Raw genomic sequence first — 18,833 nt, 5'->3', positions numbered from 1 at the left:
CACTCAGCGTTCGGGTTTGAGCGGCGTCAACGCCACCCCCTTCTGGCTGATCAGCGATTCCCCCAGGCCCCTGCACCACCTGCATTTGCGCGGGCGCAAAACCACGCCCCAATAAGGTTCATACATTCTGCAACTTTAAGAACGCTGGGCTCCGCCCATTCCATTCATGAGCCTGAACAAACCAGAACTGGTGTGCCCGGCCGGCAGCCTGCGCGCCCTCCAGATGGCGGTGGATGCAGGCGCCGATGCTGTCTACCTGGGCCTCAAGGACGCTACCAACGCCCGCAACTTCGGCGGCCTCAACTTCGATCTGGAGCAGGTTCGCAGCGGCATTGCCTATGCGCATCAACGCGGCCGCAAGGTGCTGATGGCCCTCAACACTTACGGCCAATCGCAGGACCTGACCCCCTGGATCGCCGCGGTGGATTGTGCTGCGGAGCTTGGCGCCGACGCGCTGATCGTCGCCGACAGCGCCGTCCTGGCCTACGCGGCCAAGGCCCACCCAGCGCTGCGCCTGCACCTCTCCGTGCAGGCCTCGGCCACCAGCTACGAGGCCATCAATTTCTACCGCGAGCGCTACGGCATCCAGCGCGCCGTGCTGCCCCGCGTACTGACCCTGCAGCAGGTCCAGCACGTGATCCGCCACACCGAGGTGGAGATCGAGGTCTTCGGCTTCGGCAGCCTCTGCGTGATGGTGGAAGGCCGGTGCGCCCTGTCCTCCTATGCCACCGGCCAGTCGCCCAACACGCATGGGGTCTGCTCGCCCCCCTCGGCCGTCCAGTGGCAGGAACGCGGCGATGGCGTCGAGGCCCGCCTCAACGGCGTGCTGATCGACCACTACGCGGCCGACGAAGCCCGCGGCTATCCCACCCTGTGCAAAGGCCGATTCGACGTACAGGGCCGGCGCGACTACGCGCTGGAAGAGCCCACCAGCCTCAACACCCTGGCCCTGCTGCCGCAACTGATCGAGTCCGGTGTACGGGCCATCAAGATCGAGGGGCGCCAGCGCAGCCCGGCCTATGTGTCCCAGGTCAGCAAGGTCTGGCGCGAGGCCATCGACCGCGCCGCCTCCAGCGATCGATACACCGTCGCGCCCGCCTGGCAACAGGCCCTGTCGCATTGGGCCGAGGGCCAGCAAAGCACCCTGGGCGCCTTTGACCGGCCTTGGCGATGAAGCGCAGCGAGTACAGCCCATGACTGATACACACGCACCCACCCTCACCGTCGGCCCCCTGCAGTACTGGTGGCCGCGCCAGACGCTGATGCACTTCTACGCCGAGCTGGCCGACAGCCCTGCCCACACCCTCGTGCTGGGCGAGGTCACCTGCTCTCGCCGCAACGAGTTCTCCCTGGAGGACTGGCTGGCCCTCGCCCGGGAGCTTCAGCAGGCTGGCAAGCGCGTGCGCCTGGCCAGCATGCCGCTTTTGATGTCCGAGGCTGAATTGCGCGGCATGCGCCGCCTGGCCGAGGCGGCCCTCAACGCCGAAACGCCCATGGACTTCGAGGCCGGCGATGCTGCAGCGCTCCGAGTCTGGCACAGGCTCACCTGCGAGCAGACTGCCCTGGCGTGCCGCAGCCAGTTGGTGCTGGGCCCTCACATCAACGTCTACAACCGCCCCGCGCTGGAAGAGCTGGCCAGCCTGGGGGCAAGTATCTGGGTGCCGCCGGCCGAGCTGTCGCTCGCGGCCATCGCGCGCTGCAACCCGGCGCCAGGCGCGGTGCAGGCGCAGGGACGGGCCCTCAGCACGGAGCTCCTGGTCTTCGGCCGCATGACCCTGGCCTTCTCGGCCCGCTGCTTCACCGCGCGCCACCACCGCCTCAGCAAAGACCAGTGCGACTTCCGCTGCCGCGACGACGCCGACGGCCTGCTGCTGCGCACCAGCGAGGGCCAGCCCTTCCTGGCGCTCAACGGCATCCAGACACAGTCGGCCGGCCTGCAGTGCCTGATCCAGGCGCGGACGCAAGTCCTTGCCACCGGCGTGCAGGCCCTGCGCCTCTCGCCCTGCAGCGGCGATTTCGCCCGCGCGCTGGCCCTGTTCGATGCCGTCTACCGGCAGGCGGCCGATGCCGACCAGGCCCTGGCCGAACTGCAGACCCTGGACCTTCCCGGCACCCTGGTCCATGGATTTGCCCACCAGCAGCCAGGCATGCTGGCCCTGGTCTGAGAGGAGATCCTCATGCAAGCCCCCCTGCGCGATCCCGCTTCCCACCCTTCGGCCCCCGCAGGCCTGCACAAGATGCTGCTGGACCACGTCCGCGGCGTGGTGCGGCGCCTGCCGGTGGAGCCGCCTTCCTTCGTTGCCGCGCGCCTGCTGGACCAGTTCCTGCTGCCGCGCCTGGATGCCAGCCAGCGCCAGGGCCTGTCGCACAAGGCCATGGAGCTGGAGCTGTTGGAGCCTGGCATCCGGCTACGCCTGCTGCTGGGTGATGCCGGCTTCACCCTGGCCCCGCGCGAGGCGCCGGTGCTGCTGCGCATCCGCGCCCGCACGCCGGCCCTGTGGCGGCTGCTGCGCGGCGAGGAGGACGCCGACCGTCTCTTCTTCGACCGCGCCCTGGTCATGGAAGGCGACACCGAGTTCGGCCTGATGCTCAAGAACACCCTCGACGCCATTGGGCCCCTGCTGCCCGCCACCGCCTTCGGGCGTCCGCTTTGAAGCCCTGCCGCCCCATCTGTCGGAGCACGCCATGCATCTCACCCAAGTCCTGCTGCAGGCCCTGAAGGCGCGCGGCGCCACGGAGGTCTTCGGCATCCCCGGGGACTTCGCCCTGCCCCTTTTCCTGGAAATGCAGAGGGCCGAAGTACTGCCCTTGCATCCGCTGTCCCATGAGCCCGCGCTGGCATTCGCGGCGGACGCGGCCTCGCGCGCGCGAGGCGGTCTCGGCGTAGCCGCAGTCACCTATGGCGCAGGGGCACTCAACCTCGTCAACGGCGTCGCCAGCGCCTATGCGGAGCGCGTGCCGCTGGTGATCCTCTCCGGCGCCCCGGCAGCGCACGAGGCGGCCAGCGGGCTGTTGCTGCATCACCAGGTCAAGTCCCTGGATAGCCAGTGGCGCATCTTCCAGGAGATCACCGTGGACCAGGCCCGCCTGGACGACCCGCGCTCCGCACCTGCCCAGATCGCCCGCGTGCTGGACTCGGCCTTGCGCGAGGCCGGCCCGGTCTATCTGGAAATCCCGCGCGACATGCCCGCCCGCCCCTGCGAACCCGCGCCTGCCCCTCAGATGCGGCCTGTGGACGCCGAACGCCTGGCCGCCTGCGCCGACGAACTGCTGGCTCGCCTGCGCCAGGCCCGACATCCGCTGATGCTGGTGGGCGTGGAGATAAGGCGCTACGGCATCGAGGCGCAGGTGGCCGAGCTGGCGCGGCGCCTGGACATCCCGGTGGCTACCACGCTCATGGGCCGGGGCCTGCTGCACGACGCCGGTGTCCCCTTGCTCGGCACCTACCTGGGCCTGGCGGGGGACGCGGCGCTGACCGAGCAGGTCGAGAACTCGGACGGCCTGCTGCTGCTGGGCGCCATCCTCAGCGACACCAACTTCGCCGCCGCCCGCCGACCCATCGACTTCCGCCATGGCATCCGCGTCTGGCAGGGCCGGGTCGAGATGGGCCATCACAGCTACCACGACGTGCCCATCAAGGACCTGGTCGAAGCCCTGCTGCTGCGCCTGCTGACCCGGCCGCTGCGGCCCTCCGCGCCCCCCCATTCCCGGCCCTCGCCCGAGCTGCCCGGGCCTGACTCGCTCCTGAGCCCCGGCGCCATCATCGCGGTGCTCAACGAGTTTCAGCAGCGCCACGGCGCCATGCCCGTGGCCAGCGACGTGGGCGACTGCCTCTTCAGCGCGCTGGAACTAGCCCCGGGCGACCTGCTGGCGCCGGGCTACTACGCCAGCATGGGCTATGGCGTGCCAGCCGGCCTCGGGCTACAGGTGGCCACCGGCCGTCGGCCGCTGATCCTGGTCGGCGACGGCGCCTTCCAGATGACGGGCTGGGAGCTGGGCAATGCCCGCGCCCTGGGCGCGGACCCCATCGTCGTGGTCTTCAACAACAGCAGCTGGGAGATGCTGCGCACCTTCCAGCCCGAAGGGCACTACCACGGCCGCGGCGACTGGGACTTCGCCGCCATGGCGCCCGGCATGGGCGGCAGCGGCTATCGCGTCGCCACCGTGGGCGAGCTGCGCGTGGCCCTGGACCAGGCCCTGCAGCAGCGCGACCGCTTCCAGCTGATCGATGCGAGACTGCCGTCCGGCTCCCTATCCCCCACGCTGAGCCGCTTCGTGAAGGCCGTCAAGCGCCTCTCCATGCCTGAGGACTGAGCCCCTCACCAAAGGCCGACGGTCGCCGCCACTTGACCCAGATCAAAAGAAACATTTCAGATGTTGATTTACACCGTTCCGCTCGGCACAATTCCTACATTCAAAATAGAGCTTTAAAGATGAACACCACCACAGCTCCCCACATCCACGTTCCCAGCTTGCCACCGCAGCAACGCCATCCGGCCATCTTCGGCGCCTTCGAGGCCCTGCCTGTCGGCGGCTGGCTGGAGCTCAGCAATGACCACAACCCCGAGCCCCTGCACCGGCAGTTCCAGGTCCTGTGGCCGGGCCAGTTCGACTGGGAAGCCCTGGAATCCGGCCCGGAGCAGTGGCGCGTGCGCATCTCCCGAAAGCCTGCGGGCAAGAGCTGCTGCGGCTGCTGTAGTTGAGCCTCCTGCAGGCCGCACCAGGCTGGAGGCCTGGTCCTTTGGCAGGCGCAAACGCCAAGGCGCTTGTATCCGCCCTCAGTCCCTGAGGGCGCGCCTGCAGGACTGGTGGGGCCATATCCTCGGGCGCCACTCGCTGTGGTCGGCTGACTGCGTTGATTTTTCTTGTGTCGAGCTGGAGCACTGACGCCATGAGTACTGTCCTGTTGCGCCTGGAAGAACCGCCTGTTCGGCGAGATGGCTTTGCCCTGTGGCAGCTGGGCTTCCGGCCCTTCTACCTGCTGGCCGCGCTGCAGGCCCTGCTGATGGTGCCGCTGTGGGCGCTGCAGTTCAGCGGCTGGCTGCCTCATGCCCTGATCAAGGGCGCGGCCTGGCATGCGCACGAGATGGTGTTCGGCTATGCGCTGGCAGTGGTGATCGGCTTTCTTTTCACGGCCGGGCGCAACTGGTCCGGCCAGGCCACGCCCACAGGCCGACCGCTGCAGGCCATGGCCGCCCTGTGGGTGCTGGCACGCCTGGCAGTCCTGGGGCCCTGGGGCTGGGCATCCCTGCTGCTCAATGTGGCCGTACCCTGGGCCGCCGCCTGGGGCCTGTGGCAGGCTCTGCACAAGGCGGGCAATCGGCGCAACTACTTCTTCGTCGGTCTGCTGCTGCTGATGGGCCTGGGCAGCGCACTGCTGCACCTGGGCAGCATGGGCCTGCTGGAGCTGCCCGTGCTGAGCAGCGCCGGTCTGCCACTGGGGCTGGACATCGTGCTCTTCATGATCGCAGTGATGGCCGGACGCGTGGTGCCCATGTTCTCCAACAATGGCGTGCCGGGCATGCAGGCGCGGCGCGAGCCCTGGGTGGAGCAGGCATCGTTGGGCAGCGTGATCGCCCTGCTGGTGCTGGACGCCCTGGGCGTGGGCGGCGGTCTGAGCTTTGCCGTGCTGTGCTTGGCTCTGCTGGCGCACAGCTGGCGCTGGATGCTGTGGCAGCCCTGGAAGACCTGGCGCAATCCGCTGGTGTGGGTGCTGCATGCAGCCTATTTGTGGCTGCCGGTGCACCTGGGCCTGCGCATCGCCGCGCTGCTGTGGCAGTTGCCCAGCGGCCCGGCCACCCACGCACTGACGGTGGGCGTGATCGGCATGATCACACTGGGCATGATCACCCGCACGGCCCTGGGTCACACCGGCCGCCGTCTGCAGGCCGGGCCCGTGGAGACCACGGCCTACCTCTGCATGTTCGCCGCAGCCCTGGTCCGCGTGGCCCTGCCGCTGCTGATGCCGCAATGGCTGATGGGCGCCGCGCTGGCCTCGGCCCTGCTGTGGAGCCTGTCCTTCGCGCTCTATCTGTGGCGCTATGCACCTTTCCTGCTGCGAACCCGTGCGGACGGGCAGCCCGGTTGAGCCCGTCAGGGAGAGAATGCCCCCATGCGCCTCACCACCATGACCGACTATGCGCTGCGACTGCTGATCTACCTCGGCAGCCATCCGGAGCGCCTGTGCACCACCGCCGAGATTGCCCAAGCCTATGGGATCTCGGAGGCCCACATGACCAAGATCACCCACCAACTGGGTTTGGGCGGCTGGATCACCACCGTGCGCGGCAAGGGAGGCGGCATGTGCCTGGCGCATGAGCCGTCGGCCATCAACCTCGGCGCCCTGGTAAGGGCCGTGGAGCCGGACTTCATGCTTGTCGAGTGCCTGGGCGACGACAGCGACTGCCGACTCACCCAGCGCTGCCGCCTGAGCAAGATCTTCCGCGACGCCCTCGACGCCTTCCTGGCCGAGCTGGACCAGCACACCCTGGCCGAGCTGCTCCCGCCGCCGGGCCGCAAGCTGCCCCTGCGTCCGCCCCCTGGCTTCTCCATACGGGCCCTCAAGGCCTGACCCTCTCCATGTCTTGCGCCGAGCCCCCTGCCGCCGACCACGCGGCCCGCCGCGTCATTCCCATCCAGGCCAGCGCCGCGCCGGCCGGCAGCTCGCTCTACGTGGCCGAGCAGAAGATCTACCCGCGCTCCGTCAGCGGCCGCTTCGCCAACTGGCGCTGGGCCCTGGTGGCGCTCACCCAGCTCTTCTTCTACGGCATGCCCTGGCTGCAGTGGGAAGACCGTCAGGCCCTCCTCTTCGATCTGGTGGGCGGGCGCTTTTACATCGGCGGCCTGGTCTTCTATCCGCAGGACCTGATCTACCTGGCCACGCTGCTGGTCTTCAGCGCCCTGCTGCTCTTCTTCTTCACCGCCGTGGCGGGGCGGCTGTGGTGCGGCTATGCCTGCCCGCAGACCGTCTACACCGAGCTTTTCCTCTGGATCGAGCGCCACACCGAGGGCGACCGCCAGGCCCGCATGCGCCTGGACACCTCGCCCTGGAGCCCCGAGAAGCTGGCGCGCAAGTCCGCCAAACATGCGGGCTGGGTCCTGCTGGCCTTGTTCACCGGCTTCAGCTTCGTGGGCTACTTCAGCCCCATCCGCGAGCTGGCTCAGGCGACGCTGCAGCTGGCCCTCTCGCCCTGGGAGCTGTTCTGGGTGCTGTTCTATGCCGGCGCCACCTACGGCAACGCGGGCTGGCTGCGCGAGCAGATGTGCAAGTACATCTGCCCCTACGCCCGCTTCCAGAGCGCCCTGATCGACGCCGACTCCCTCATCATCACCTACGACGCCAGGCGCGGCGAACCCCGCGGCGCGCGCTCGCGCAAGTCGGCCGAGGTGCTGGCCCAGGGCCGCGGCGATTGCGTGGACTGCACTCTGTGCGTGCAGGTCTGCCCCACCGGCATCGACATCCGCAAGGGCCTGCAGAACGAGTGCATAGGCTGCGCGGCCTGCATTGACGTCTGTGACCAGGTGATGGACAAGGTCGGTGCTCCGCACGGCCTGATCCGCTACGCCACGGAGAACGGCGTGTCGCAGGGCCTGAGCCGTGCCCAGATGTGGCGCCGCACCCTTAGGCCGCGGGTGCTGATCTATGGCGGCGCACTGGCCGTGCTGGGCGCGCTGATGGTCTGGCAGCTGAGCCAGCGCAGCGCGTTGCTGATCGACGTCATCAAGGACCGCGGCGTGATGGCCCGCCTGGTCGACGACGGCCAGATCGAGAACGTCTACCGCCTGCAGCTGCTCAACCGCAGCGAGCGCACCCTGCATCTGCGCCTCGATGCGGCCGGGCTGCCAGGCCTGCGCCTGCTGGGCGGCGAGCGGGTGGAGGTTGCACCCGCCGCCATCGTGTCCCTGCCTGTGCAGCTGCGCCTGCCGCCGGGTGTCGCGAACGGGAGCGGTGCACGCCGTGTGCAGTTGCTGGCTCACGACCTGGACCGCCCCGAGGCCACCGCCTTCCAGGCCGAGGCCAGCTTCTTCGTTCCGCGCTGAAGGCGCCAGACCGGAGCCGTCATGGACAGAGCAAGACCTGACCCCGATTCCGAGCATGTGCGGCTGATGGCTGTGCTGCGCCGCGTGGCCGATCCCGAGATCGGCGAGAGCATCGTGGACCTGGGCCTGGTGGACAGCCTCACCTTGGGCCCGGCCAGCGTGGCGCTGCGGCTCGTCCCCACCAGCGCGACCTGCCCCATGGCCGACGTGCTGATCGAGGATGCCGAGACCGCCCTGCGCCAAGCCTGTCCGCCGGACTGGACGGTGGAGGTGGAGGTGGACTGGGACGCCGTCTGGACCCCGCAGCGCATGTCCGTGGCCCTGCGCCTGCGCCTGGGCTGGGCCTGAGCAACACCAACATTGCAGCGCCGCCCGTGAACGCCACCGCCCGCCGCCCCTTGCCGACGGGCCTGCGCCTGGCGCTTCCCCTGGCCCTGCTGAACCTGCTGCTTGCGCTGGCTGGTGGCCTGCAGCGCCTGGGCGGTCTGCCGACGAGCCTGTCCTTCATCCCCCAGCAGGCGCTTCAGCACCATGGAATGCTCATGCTGGGCGGCTTCTTTGCCACCCTCATCTCGCTGGAACGCGCGGCCGCGCTGGGGCGCGGATTCGCGGTGCCGCTGACGTGCGGTCTGGCCGGACCGGCGCTGCTCGCCGGCCAAACCGGCCTGGCACAAGGCCTCTGGGCGGCCGCGGCCCTGGGGCTGTTGGGGCTCTACCTATGGGCAGGGCATTCGCGCGCCTGGTCCCTGCCGCTGGCAATCGAGGCAAGTGCCAGCCTGCCCCTGCTGCTGGCCGTGGCCGCGCAGACGCCGGGGGCAGACTTTGCCTTGCGCTGGAACGGTTCGCTCTTCCTGCTGCTGACCATCGCGGGCGAGCGGCGCGAACTGTGCCGGCTGCTGCCGCTGAGTGCCATGGCCCGCCGCAGCTTCCTGATGCTGTGGGCCGCTCTGCTGGCCACCGGCGCCCTGAGCCTCTGGCAGCCCGGGCTGGCAGCCCGGCTGGCCTGGCCGCTGCTGCTGGCCCTGGCCCTGTGGCTGCTGCTCTTCGACATCGCCCGCCATCAGTGGCGCGCCAAGGCCTGGGCCGGCCACACGGCGCGCTGCCTGCTGCTGGGCTATGCCTGGGCTGCGGCGGCAGCGCTGGCCGGCCTGCTGGGCCTGCCGCTGCTGGCCTGGCACTGGCTCTGGCTGGGCTTCGTGATGGCCATGGTCTTCGGGCACGCCCCCATCATGCTGCCCGCCCTGCTGCGCCTGCAGCCGCGCTACAGCCCCTGGGCGCTGGCCCCCCTGGGCCTGATGGCGATGAGCCTGCTGCTGCGGGCCCTGGGCCAGCAAGGCCTGGCTGCCTCGCTGCTGCTGCCCGGTGCAGCGTGGCTGCACGGGCTGGCCCTGCTGGCCTTCGCCCTGCTGATGGCAGGCCTGTGCCGCAGGCCACAGCGTTGAACCAACGGCCCGTGAGGCCGCTGACGGCGCTCAGGACTGCCCTGCAGGACCGGTGATCAGGGCAAGCGCCGCGGCGGCGCTTCGGCGTGGCAGATGAGCCCGCCGCCTGCCGTCTTGGCCCGGTACATGGCCTGATCGGCGGCCACCATGAGGGTTTCCGCATCCTGACCGTGCTCGGGGAAGCGGGCCACGCCCACACTGGCGCCGGCCCGCAGCTCGCGGCCCTCCCACAGCACGGGCTCGGACAGGGTATCGCGGACCTTGCGGGCGACCACGTCCACATCCTCGGGCTCGCCCACCTGGTCGATCAGGATGACGAATTCGTCTCCCCCGATGCGGGCCACGGTATCAGACTCCCGGACCAGATGCCGCAGACGCAGGGCCAGGGCCTTGAGCACGGCATCGCCGGCGGCGTGGCCCACGCTGTCATTGATTTCCTTGAAGCCATCCAGATCCACGAAGAGCATGGCCAGGCGCCCCTGGTCTCGTCGGGCATGGGCCAGCGCGTGCTCCAGGCGGTCCATGAAGAAACGGCGGTTCTGCAGGCCGGTAAGGCTGTCATGGCTGGCGAGGTGATCCAGCTCATGCTGCTTCTGGGCCAGCTTGGCGAACTGGCCGCTGATCTGCAGCTGCATGTGCTCGATGGAGCGGGCCAGCATGCCGATCTCGTCACGGCGCTCCGTGGGCAACTCATCGCTGCGAAGCCCCCCGACAAAGCCTTCCACCGCACGCACGATCTGCGCCAGCGGCCGGGTCAGGGCGCGGGCCAGCAAGGCCGCCATCAGCACCGCCAGCGCACTGAAGGCCGCCACAATGCGCAGCACCATGCGTCCCAGGCGGTCACTCTCTGAGAGCACCTCGGACAAGGGCTGGGAGAGCCCCAGCACGAAGTCCTCCTCCGCCTTGAGCACCGAGGCCGGCTGGCGCACGAAGGCCGCGACCTGTGCGCCAGCCTCGCTCCCCTCGGAGCGCGTGACCACCGTCTGCTCATCCTGGGCGGGCGGGTTCACCAGCAGCGCCCGCACGCCGGCGAACTCGTCCTGGACCAGAGAGGACTGCCCACGGTCGAAGGCAAAGGTCTTGCTCCGGTCTGGATGGATCAGGTATTCGCCCTGGGCGTTGGCGAGGTAGAGCTGAAGGCCCGGCGGGAGGTCGGCGGCCAACTGGCCGAAGAGACCGTTCAGATCCACATTGATCACGATCACGCCCAGCGCCACGCCCCGGGCGTCCATGACCGGCGCCGACACCTCCAGCGCCGGCTTGCCGTGCCCGGCATGGGCTCCGACCTCGTGGTTGATCACCGCCCGTGACACATAGACCTGGCCGGCCTGCAGGCGAAGGGCCTCGTAGACGTAGGGGTAGTGGCCCTTCTCCTGGAGATCATCGCCCTGAACGCGAGTCACGCCGAGGTCGTCTCGATCCACGCGCACGCGCTCGACGCCGTGGTTGGCGGCGTCCATCAGCCGCATCTGGAAGTACTCGGGATGCGTCTCCAGCATCTGCCGGAACAGCAGCGCCATGGTGGTCTCACTGCGGGCCAGCAGCTCGGGATCGGTGCGCAGCAGCAGGCGGGCAGAACCAGGATGGCCGGCCACCATCTGCACGTCACGGGCGGTGGCGTCCAGGCCCACCGCCAGTTGCCGGACCAGCACGCGGGTGGCAGTCACCAGGCGCCGCTCGGCGGCCGCCACCAGCAGCTGGCGACTGGCGCTGTAGGCGTAGTAGCCGGTGAGTCCGGCGGCCAGCACACCGCTGAGGGCCAAGGCCAGGCCCAGGCGCCAGGAGATGCCGCCCCTCATCGCTGCAGCACCTTGGACGGCCGGTCGCCAGACTGGATGCGGGCCCAGAGCTGCTCGCGCCGCTGTTCGTTCTCCACAGGCTCCAGCCAGCGCAGCGGTACCTGTGACGAGCTGCTCACGGATTCGCTGACGGTATTGGCCAGGCCCTGGCGCGTCACCAGAAGGCTGCTGGCAGGCTCCTCCAGCATGAAGTTGACCCAGGCATGGGCCAGCTCAGGGTCACGGGCGGCCGTCGAAATGGCCCAGCAGTCCAGCCAGGCCAGCGCCCCCTCACGCGGGATCACGTAGCCCACGTCGGCACCCGCCGCCTTCAGCAGATGCACTTGCTGCATGCCGTAATTGGCGTACATCAGCGCCACGCGGTGCCTCAGAAACAACTGCACGGACTCCTCAGGGAGGCTGTAGAAGCCCAGCACATTGCGCCGCAGGGCCACCAGCTTGTCGATGGCCGCCGGCCACCGCGATTCCTCCAGCTGGAAAGGTTGCGACTGGCCCAGGGCCAGCGCTGCCAGAGAGAAGTTGTGCGTGCCGCCAGCGTAGGCCAGGACCTTGCCTTTCCAGCGCGGGTCCCACAGCTCCTGCAGCGAGCTGGGCGGCGCGCTGAACTGGCGGCGGTCGTAGATCAGCCCCATCTCGGAGAAGGTGTAGGGCACGGCGAAGACCTGCAGCAGGCCGTCGCGTCTCCGGCTGAGCCCCGGGATGGCCGTCAGTTCACGGAAGCGCGCGAGCTGGCGCCGGGTATTGGGGATGCGCTGCAGCTCGATGGGCCGGGCCAAGCCCTGCTCGATGTACTGCTGCAACTCGGCCGTATTGAGCGCAAAGACGTCGAAGTCCGCGCCCTTGTTGGCCTGCAGGCGCTGGCGCATGGCCTCGTCGGAACCGACGATGGTGAGCTCTACCCGCGCCCCGGTGCGCTGGCTGAATCCCTGCAGTACCTCGGGATCGGCATAGCCCGGCCAGGCCAGCACGCGCAGCACCTTGGCCGCCGGCTGTGCCGCGGCCGGGCACCACAGGCCCAGGAAGCAGGACAAGACGAGCAAGATGCGCCGCACCATCTGACCATCGTAGAGGATGCGACCAGCCCGCGACCCGGGGCATGGGCGTCCACACCACAGGGACAAGCCTTGATCTGCGACAGATGCCTCGCTTTGAGCCCCTCGACAACCGCCCGGTCTGACACCCTGTCTGGCCGGGAGCCGCAGGGATCCGGAGGGGGTGGCATCGGACCTCCGGCTTCACGGTTTGAGAAAGCGCGCCTGGAGCTCGGCGATGCGCGCATGCTGGCGGGCAAGTTGCCCGCAGACCAGATCGCACAGCACATAGACAGAGGGATCGGCGATGCGGTAGTACACGCTGGTGCCCCGCCCCTCACGGTGCACCAGACCATGGCGCTGCAGCTGCGCCAGATGCCGCGAGATGTTGGCGGCACTGCTGCTGCAGGCCCGTGCCAGATCCCCCACGCACTGAGGCTGCTCTCGCAGCAGGTTGAGCACCCGCAGCCGGCTGGGTTCGGCCAGCATCTGGAAGAAGCCGGCGACCTGGGCCAGCGCTGCGTCAGGGAGATCTCGCATGCCGCAATGGGTGGCCTCAGCAGCCGCTTCCGGGGGCAAGGGCTGGGCGGTCCTGGGTCGGGGCTGGGGCATGGGAAGCTGGCCTGCGTCAGATGCAGCGCTCGCGGATCTGTCTACCGAGCGTCTGCAAATTCATTTGACTATTTGCGTGATTGCGCAAATAATAAACCCAACAAGCATCACATGTCCAGCCGCCAACGCCACACCATGTCCAAGACCCCATTCCCCCTCTCTCCGCTGAAGCGCCGGCCGATGCCTGCATGGCCTCCGGCTGCCACCGCGATGCTCCTGGCGCTGGCAATGGCGGGGCTGCAGGCCGGGTCAGTGTTGGCGGCCGAGCCCGCACTGCCCCACCTCAAGAGCTACACCGTGCAGGCCGGCACGGCTCCCCTGAGCCAGGCCCATGAGGCCCGCGTGGAAGCCCTGCGCCAGACCACGCTGGCGGCGCAGGTGGCTGGCGCCGTGGTGCAGTTGCTGGTCAAGCCGGGCGATGCCGTGAAAGCAGGCCAACTGCTCATGCGCCTGGATGCACGCAGCGCCGACCAGAGCGCCCAGGCCAGCGAAGCGCAAACCCAGGTGGCCCGCGCCCAGCTGGAGCTGGCCCGACGCGAACGCGACCGCCAGCAGCAGCTCTTCCGCCAGCATTTCATCAGCCAGGCGGCCCTGGACCAGGCAGAGGCTCAGTTCAAGGCCACCGAGGCCCAGGTGCAGGCGCAGTTGGCCCAGGCCGGCGCGGCGCGCAGCCAGAGCGACTGGTACCAGCTGCGCGCGCCCTATGCCGGGGTGATCTCGGAGGTGCCGGTGGTCCAGGGTGACATGGCCCTGCCCGGCCGCGGTCTGGCTGTGCTCTACGATCCTGCGGCCCTGCGCGTCACGGCCCATGTGCCGCAGGCCCAGGCACAGGCTGCCCAGGACCGGGACGGTGCCGTGCTGGTGGACCTCCCCACGCTCGGCGTGCAGGGCCTGATCCCCAGCCGCGTGCAATGGCTCCCCACCGTCGACAGCAGCAGTGGCACGGTGGAATTGCGGGCCGAACTGCCGTCCTCGTTGAAAGGCCTGGTGCCAGGCCAGTTGGCGCGCATCCGCCTGACGGGTCCCGCGAAGACGCCGACGCAGCCCGCGACGCTGCTGGTCCCCTCGCAGGCCGTGGTCCGCCGCGCCGAGATGACTGGGCTCTATGTGCTCAATGCCGAGGGCCGCCCCCTGCTGCGCCAGGTGCGCCTGGGAGAAAGCCGAGGCAGCCAGATCGAGATCCTCAGCGGCCTGAAGGCCGGCGAGCGCGTGGCCCTGGAGCCGCAGGCCGCCGCCAGGGTTCGTTGAGCAGGAGGGCCCATGGATTCAATGGACAAGCAGGCGCTGGGCATCTCGGGCCGCATCGCGGCCTATTTCCAGTCCGCCCAGATCACGCCTTTGCTGGCCCTGGTGGCCCTGCTGCTGGGCATCTTCGCGGTGATGGTCACGCCTCGCGAGGAGGAGCCCCAGATCAACGTCACCATGGCCAATGTGCTGGTGCCCTTCCCCGGCGCCTCGGCCAAGGACGTGGAGCAGATGGTGGCCAGCCCCGGCGAACAAGTGCTGTCGCAGATGGCGGGGGTCGAGCATGTGATGTCGGTCTCGCGGCCGGGACTCGCCGTGCTGACCGTGCAGTTCAAGGTGGGCGTGCCGCGCACCGAGGCCCTGGTTCGCCTGCATGACACCGTCAGCAGCAATGCCGACTGGCTGCCCACCGGCCTGGGTGTGCAGCAGCCCCTGGTCAAGCCCAAGGGCATCGACGACGTGCCCATCGTCAGCCTGACCCTCTTCAGCACCCAGCCCGAGACGGGGGCCCATGACCTTGAGCGCGTGGCCCACAGCCTGGAAAACGAGCTCAAGCGCGTGCCCGGCACCCGCGATGTGGTGAGCCTGGGCGGCCCCGGCCGCGCGGTGCAGATCCACATTGACGCCACGCGCATGGCCCGGGCCGGGCTGAGCGTGAGCGAGCTGCGCCAGGCCCTGCAGTCGGCCCAGATGGGCATGCCCCTGGGCGATCTGCTGCAGGGCGGCCAGGCCATCGCGCTGGAGGCCGGCCCCTGGCTGTCATCGGCCCGGGACCTGGAGGATCTGGTCGTGGGTGTGCGCGAGGGCAAGCCCCTGTTCCTGCGCGAGGTCGCCCGCATCGTCGATGGCCCGCTGACGCCCAGCCGCTACGTCTGGCATGGCACTGGCGGCGCGCCGCAGCCCGAAGGCGCGGCCTCCGGCGTGCGCGGTGAGTTTCCCGCCATCACCATCGCCATCACCAAGAAGGCCGGCGAGAACGCCATTGACGTCGCCAACGCGCTGATGCACCGCGTGAACACGCTGCGCAACACCGTCATTCCCGCCGAGGTCCTGGTGCAGGAGACGCGCAACTACGGCGCCACCGCCAACGACAAGGCGCAGAAGCTGATCCAGAAGCTGCTCTTCGCCACGGCCTCGGTAGTCGCCCTGGTCTTCATCGCACTGGGCCGGCGCGAGGCCGCCATCGTAGGCACGGCTGTGATCCTCACGCTGACCGTCACCCTCTTCGCCTCCTGGGCCTGGGGCTTCACGCTCAACCGGGTATCGCTGTTCGCGCTGATCTTCTCCATCGGCATCCTGGTGGACGACGCCATCGTGGTGGTGGAAAACATCCACCGCCACCAGCACCTGCATCCGGGCCGCAGCCTGGCCCAGCTGATTCCGGGTGCCGTAGACGAAGTCGGCGGCCCCACCATCCTGGCCACCCTGACGGTGATCGCCGCCCTGCTGCCCATGGCCTTCGTCAGCGGACTGATGGGTCCCTACATGGGCCCCATCCCCATCAACGCCAGCATGGGCATGCTGCTGTCCCTGGCCATCGCCTTCGTGGTGACGCCCTGGCTGGCCCGCCTGTGGATGAAGGCACTGCCGGCCGGCCAACACACAGATCCTGATGCGCTGCACGGTCTGTCCGCGAAGCTGGCCCCGCTCTTCAGCCGGCTCTTCGCGCCCCTGCTGGACGCGCAGCGCGGCCAACGCAGCCGCCGTCTGCTGGGCTTGGGCATTGCCGGGCTGATCGCACTCTCGCTCGCCCTGCCCGGGGCCGGCCTGGTGATGCTGAAGATGCTGCCCTTCGACAACAAGTCCGAATTCCAGGTGGTGGTGGACATGCCCGCCGGCACGCCAGTGGAACAGACTGCCGCAGTAATGCACGAGCTGGGTGCCTACCTGTCCACCGTGCCTGAGGTGCTGCACTACCAGGCCTATGCCGGCACGGCCTCGCCCATCAACTTCAACGGCCTGGTGCGCCAGTACTACCTGCGTGCCGGCAGCGAGCAGGGAGACATCCAGGTCAACCTGGTCGACAAGCACCACCGCAAGGAGCAGAGCCATGCCATCGCCACCCGCCTGCGACCGCCGCTGCAGACCATCGCCCGACGCTTTGGAGCGAACGTGAAGGTGGTGGAAGTACCGCCGGGGCCGCCGGTGCTGGCGCCCCTGGTGGCCGAGATCTACGGCCCGGATGATGCCGGCCGCCAGCAGCTGGCGCGCCAGGTCCGCCAGGTCTTCGAGCAGCAGGCAGGCCTGGTCGACGTGGATGACAGCAGCATCGCCGCCGCGCCACGCCAACTGCTGCTGGTGCAGCGCGCCCGGGCCGCGCAGTTGGGCGTGAGCCAGGCGTCCATTGTCAGCACCCTGCGCACAGCTCAGGCCGGCGAGGCCGTGATCTGGCTGCATGACCAGAGCAAGTATCCCAACGCTGCCTGGCTGCAGCTGCCGCCCGAGCAGCAGGGCAGCCTGGACGCCCTGCTCTCCCTGCGCGTGCGTTCAGCGCAAGGAGCGCTGGTGCCGCTGCGCGAGCTGGTGACGATCTCCGACACCCAGCGCGAACAGCCCCTCCACCACAAGGACCTGCTGCCGGTGAACTATGTGGTGGGCGACATGGCCGGCCGCGTGGAAAGCCCGCTCTACGGCATGTTCCAGATGCGCAGCGCCATCGCCCGCATCCAGGCACCGGACGGAGCCGGGGTGGACGAGCACTTCATCCACCAGCCCGACGACGCCTACCGAGGCTACGCTCTCAAGTGGGACGGCGAATGGCAGATCACCTACGAGACCTTCCGCGACATGGGCGCCGCCTACGCCGTGGGCCTGGTGCTGATTTACTTGCTGGTGGTGGCGCAGTTTGGCTCCTACCTGACGCCGCTGATCATCATGGCGCCCATCCCCCTGACCCTGATCGGCGTGATGCCCGGCCACGCCCTGCTGGGCGCGCAATTCACGGCCACCAGCATGATCGGCATGATCGCGCTGGCCGGCATCATCGTGCGCAACTCCATCCTGCTGGTGGACTTCATCAGGCTGCAGGTGCGTGCGGGCATGCCCTTCGAGAAGGCCATCCTGCGCTCCGCCGTCACCCGCGCACAGCCCATCCTGCTGACCGGTTTGGCGGCCATGCTCGGCGCCTTCTTCATCCTGGACGACCCGATCTTCAATGGCCTGGCCATCTCGCTGATCTTCGGCATCCTGGTCTCGACCCTTCTGACGCTGGTCGTCATCCCGACGCTCTACTTCGTCGCCTACCGCCATCGCCTGCACCTGCTGCAAGGCCCTGCCTCCACCCCCTCCCCCACTGAAGGAGACTGACATGACCTCCTGGCAAATCGTCCGCATCGCCGCCGGCTTCTTCGTCCTGATGTCCTTGGCCCTGGGCCTGCCGACCAGCCCTGTGTTCCACTCGCAATGGTGGCTGGCCTTCACGGCTTTCGTTGGGCTGAATCTGCTGCAAAGCGGCTTCAGCCGCTGGTGCCTGATGGAGTCCCTGCTGCGCAAGCTCGGGGTGCGCCCGGGCTGCTGAACCAAGGAGCTGTCCATGCATCTGGTCTGTGCCCATTGCGGTGCCACCAATCGCGTTCCCGCCGAGCGACTCCAGGACCAGCCGGTCTGCGGCCGCTGTGGTGCCGAGATCGCGCCGACGCATCCCCTGGCCCTGAGCGACGCCGTGTTCGCCGACTACATCAGCAAGACCGAGGCCCCCGTGCTGGTGGACTTCTGGGCGGCCTGGTGCGGTCCTTGCCGCATGATGGCGCCACAGTTCGAGGCCGCCGCCGCGCAGGCCCCAGGAGTGCGCTTCGTCAAGGTCGACACGGAGGCCTGCCCGCAGACCGCATCGCGGCTGAGCATCCGCAGCATCCCCACCCTGGCGCTGTTCCTCGGCGGCCGCGAGATCGCGCGCCAGAGCGGCGCCATGCCGGCGGCCGACTTGCTGCGCTGGCTTCAAACCCATCTCCCGAAAGGACATGCCTGATGAGCGATGAACTCGTTCGCGTCGACCTGGTCCAACAGGCTGACTACCGCTTCGACACCTGCTTCGGTGGCGAGGTCCCGGCCCTGCTGACGGATGAACCGCCCCCCCTGGGCACCGGCCAGGGCCCCTCGCCCGTACAGCTGCTGTGCGCGGCGGTGGCCAACTGCCTCTCGGACTCCCTGCTCTTCGCCCTGCGCAAGTACAAGCAGGCGCCAGAGCCCCTGCGCTGCAGCGTGGAGGCGCAGGTCGGCCGCAATGCCGAGGGGCGCCTACGGGTGCTGGCCATGCGCGCCCAGCTGCAGCTGGGCGTGCCCGCCGCGCAGCTGCAGCACCTGGATCGCGTGTTGAGCCAGTTCGAGGCCTTCTGCACCGTGACGCAGAGCGTGGGCCAGGGCATCGCCATCACCACCGAAGTGCGGGACGCCGAGGGCGCCCTGCTCAAGCCTGCCACCCCACTCACTCACTGAGCCACTGCCCCGCAAAGGAGAACCTTCATGCAAGCCAATATCGGAACCGTGGACCGCGCCATGCGCGTCATCGCCGGCACCATCCTCATCGCCGCCACCCTGCTGGGCTTCATCGGCGCCTGGGGTTGGATAGGCGTCATCTTCATCGCCACCGGCCTGCTGCGCTTCTGCCCGGCCTATCTTCCCTTCGGCATGAGCACCTGCAAGGCGCCGGACAACAAGTGAAGTGA

General features: G+C 68.9%; 19 protein-coding genes. 16 read left to right on the top strand and 3 right to left on the bottom strand.

Annotated features, from left to right (window positions below):
• Window positions 1-166 precede the first annotated feature (166 nt).
• The 10 genes from ubiU to ACS5PK_RS07265 all read left to right on the top strand — a co-directional run bounded on the left by ubiU (window position 167) and on the right by ACS5PK_RS07265 (window position 9,482).
• Window positions 167-1,174, top strand: a complete 1,008-nt coding sequence (gene ubiU / locus ACS5PK_RS07310; RefSeq protein ID WP_439439569.1) for a ubiquinone anaerobic biosynthesis protein UbiU — start codon at window positions 167-169, stop codon at window positions 1,172-1,174.
• 19 nt (window positions 1,175-1,193) lie between these two features.
• A complete protein-coding gene (locus ACS5PK_RS07305; RefSeq protein WP_439439568.1) occupies window positions 1,194-2,165 on the top strand; it encodes a U32 family peptidase in 972 nt (323 codons plus the stop codon).
• 12 nt (window positions 2,166-2,177) lie between these two features.
• On the top strand, window positions 2,178-2,654 hold the full coding sequence (ubiT, locus tag ACS5PK_RS07300) for a ubiquinone anaerobic biosynthesis accessory factor UbiT (RefSeq protein ID WP_439439567.1): 477 nt from the start codon (window positions 2,178-2,180) through the stop codon (window positions 2,652-2,654).
• 31 nt (window positions 2,655-2,685) lie between these two features.
• Window positions 2,686-4,314 carry an indolepyruvate/phenylpyruvate decarboxylase gene (gene ipdC / locus ACS5PK_RS07295; RefSeq protein ID WP_439439566.1) on the top strand — a complete coding sequence of 543 codons (1,629 nt, stop codon included), beginning with the start codon at window positions 2,686-2,688 and terminating at the stop codon, window positions 4,312-4,314.
• A 119-nt stretch (window positions 4,315-4,433) separates the two neighbouring features.
• Entirely contained in the window at window positions 4,434-4,703 is a 270-nt protein-coding gene (locus tag ACS5PK_RS07290) for a DUF2249 domain-containing protein (RefSeq protein WP_439439565.1), read from the top strand.
• 188 nt (window positions 4,704-4,891) lie between these two features.
• Entirely contained in the window at window positions 4,892-6,088 is a 1,197-nt protein-coding gene (locus tag ACS5PK_RS07285) for an NnrS family protein (RefSeq protein ID WP_439439564.1), read from the top strand.
• A 24-nt stretch (window positions 6,089-6,112) separates the two neighbouring features.
• Complete coding sequence (locus ACS5PK_RS07280) at window positions 6,113-6,571, top strand: RrF2 family transcriptional regulator (RefSeq protein WP_439439563.1); 459 nt, start codon at window positions 6,113-6,115, stop codon at window positions 6,569-6,571.
• Between the two features lie 8 nt (window positions 6,572-6,579).
• Window positions 6,580-8,040, top strand: a complete 1,461-nt coding sequence (ccoG, locus tag ACS5PK_RS07275; protein ID WP_439439562.1) for a cytochrome c oxidase accessory protein CcoG — start codon at window positions 6,580-6,582, stop codon at window positions 8,038-8,040.
• Between the two features lie 21 nt (window positions 8,041-8,061).
• Window positions 8,062-8,388, top strand: a complete 327-nt coding sequence (locus ACS5PK_RS07270; RefSeq protein WP_439439561.1) for a metal-sulfur cluster assembly factor — start codon at window positions 8,062-8,064, stop codon at window positions 8,386-8,388.
• A 26-nt stretch (window positions 8,389-8,414) separates the two neighbouring features.
• The gene (locus tag ACS5PK_RS07265) at window positions 8,415-9,482 is read left to right on the top strand and encodes a hypothetical protein (RefSeq protein ID WP_439439560.1); all 1,068 of its coding nucleotides are present in this window, start codon (window positions 8,415-8,417) and stop codon (window positions 9,480-9,482) included.
• A gap of 56 nt (window positions 9,483-9,538) precedes the next feature.
• On the opposite strand, the gene ACS5PK_RS07260 is transcribed toward ACS5PK_RS07265, so the two are convergent.
• The 3 genes from ACS5PK_RS07260 to ACS5PK_RS07250 all read right to left on the bottom strand — a co-directional run bounded on the left by ACS5PK_RS07260 (window position 9,539) and on the right by ACS5PK_RS07250 (window position 12,852).
• Window positions 9,539-11,281, bottom strand: coding sequence for a diguanylate cyclase domain-containing protein (locus ACS5PK_RS07260; RefSeq protein WP_439439559.1), 1,743 nt, complete (start codon window positions 11,279-11,281; stop codon window positions 9,539-9,541).
• Window positions 11,278-12,336 carry an ABC transporter substrate-binding protein gene (locus tag ACS5PK_RS07255; protein WP_439439558.1) on the bottom strand — a complete coding sequence of 353 codons (1,059 nt, stop codon included), beginning with the start codon at window positions 12,334-12,336 and terminating at the stop codon, window positions 11,278-11,280. The genes ACS5PK_RS07260 and ACS5PK_RS07255 overlap by 4 nt, the downstream gene beginning before the upstream one ends.
• A gap of 180 nt (window positions 12,337-12,516) precedes the next feature.
• The gene (locus ACS5PK_RS07250) at window positions 12,517-12,852 is read right to left on the bottom strand and encodes an ArsR/SmtB family transcription factor (protein ID WP_439439557.1); all 336 of its coding nucleotides are present in this window, start codon (window positions 12,850-12,852) and stop codon (window positions 12,517-12,519) included.
• A gap of 183 nt (window positions 12,853-13,035) precedes the next feature.
• Between ACS5PK_RS07250 and ACS5PK_RS07245 the strand changes: the two genes are divergently transcribed.
• From ACS5PK_RS07245 to ACS5PK_RS07220, 6 genes are read left to right on the top strand one after another with little or no spacing between them, the layout of a single operon-like run.
• Window positions 13,036-14,172: an efflux RND transporter periplasmic adaptor subunit gene (locus ACS5PK_RS07245; protein WP_439439556.1), complete on the top strand. Its 1,137-nt coding sequence runs from the start codon at window positions 13,036-13,038 to the stop codon at window positions 14,170-14,172.
• Between the two features lie 21 nt (window positions 14,173-14,193).
• On the top strand, window positions 14,194-17,475 hold the full coding sequence (locus ACS5PK_RS07240) for an efflux RND transporter permease subunit (RefSeq protein WP_439439600.1): 3,282 nt from the start codon (window positions 14,194-14,196) through the stop codon (window positions 17,473-17,475).
• A gap of 1 nt (window position 17,476) precedes the next feature.
• The gene (locus ACS5PK_RS07235; RefSeq protein ID WP_439439555.1) at window positions 17,477-17,686 is read left to right on the top strand and encodes a YgaP family membrane protein; all 210 of its coding nucleotides are present in this window, start codon (window positions 17,477-17,479) and stop codon (window positions 17,684-17,686) included.
• A 15-nt stretch (window positions 17,687-17,701) separates the two neighbouring features.
• Window positions 17,702-18,136, top strand: a complete 435-nt coding sequence (trxC, locus tag ACS5PK_RS07230) for a thioredoxin TrxC (protein ID WP_439439554.1) — start codon at window positions 17,702-17,704, stop codon at window positions 18,134-18,136.
• Window positions 18,136-18,603 (top strand): OsmC family protein, encoded by a 468-nt coding sequence (locus tag ACS5PK_RS07225; protein WP_439439553.1) that lies wholly within the window; start codon window positions 18,136-18,138, stop codon window positions 18,601-18,603. The genes trxC and ACS5PK_RS07225 overlap by 1 nt, the downstream gene beginning before the upstream one ends.
• Window positions 18,604-18,630: 27 nt before the next feature.
• Window positions 18,631-18,828, top strand: coding sequence for a YgaP family membrane protein (locus ACS5PK_RS07220; RefSeq protein WP_439439552.1), 198 nt, complete (start codon window positions 18,631-18,633; stop codon window positions 18,826-18,828).
• Window positions 18,829-18,833: the final 5 nt, after the last annotated feature.

Origin of the sequence: Roseateles sp. DB2 (assembly GCF_051857535.1) — a bacterium.
GTDB lineage: Bacteria > Pseudomonadota > Gammaproteobacteria > Burkholderiales > Burkholderiaceae_C > Roseateles_B.
Note: the sequence above shows the minus strand (reverse complement) of the source record. Positions and strands in the feature narration are given on the sequence as shown.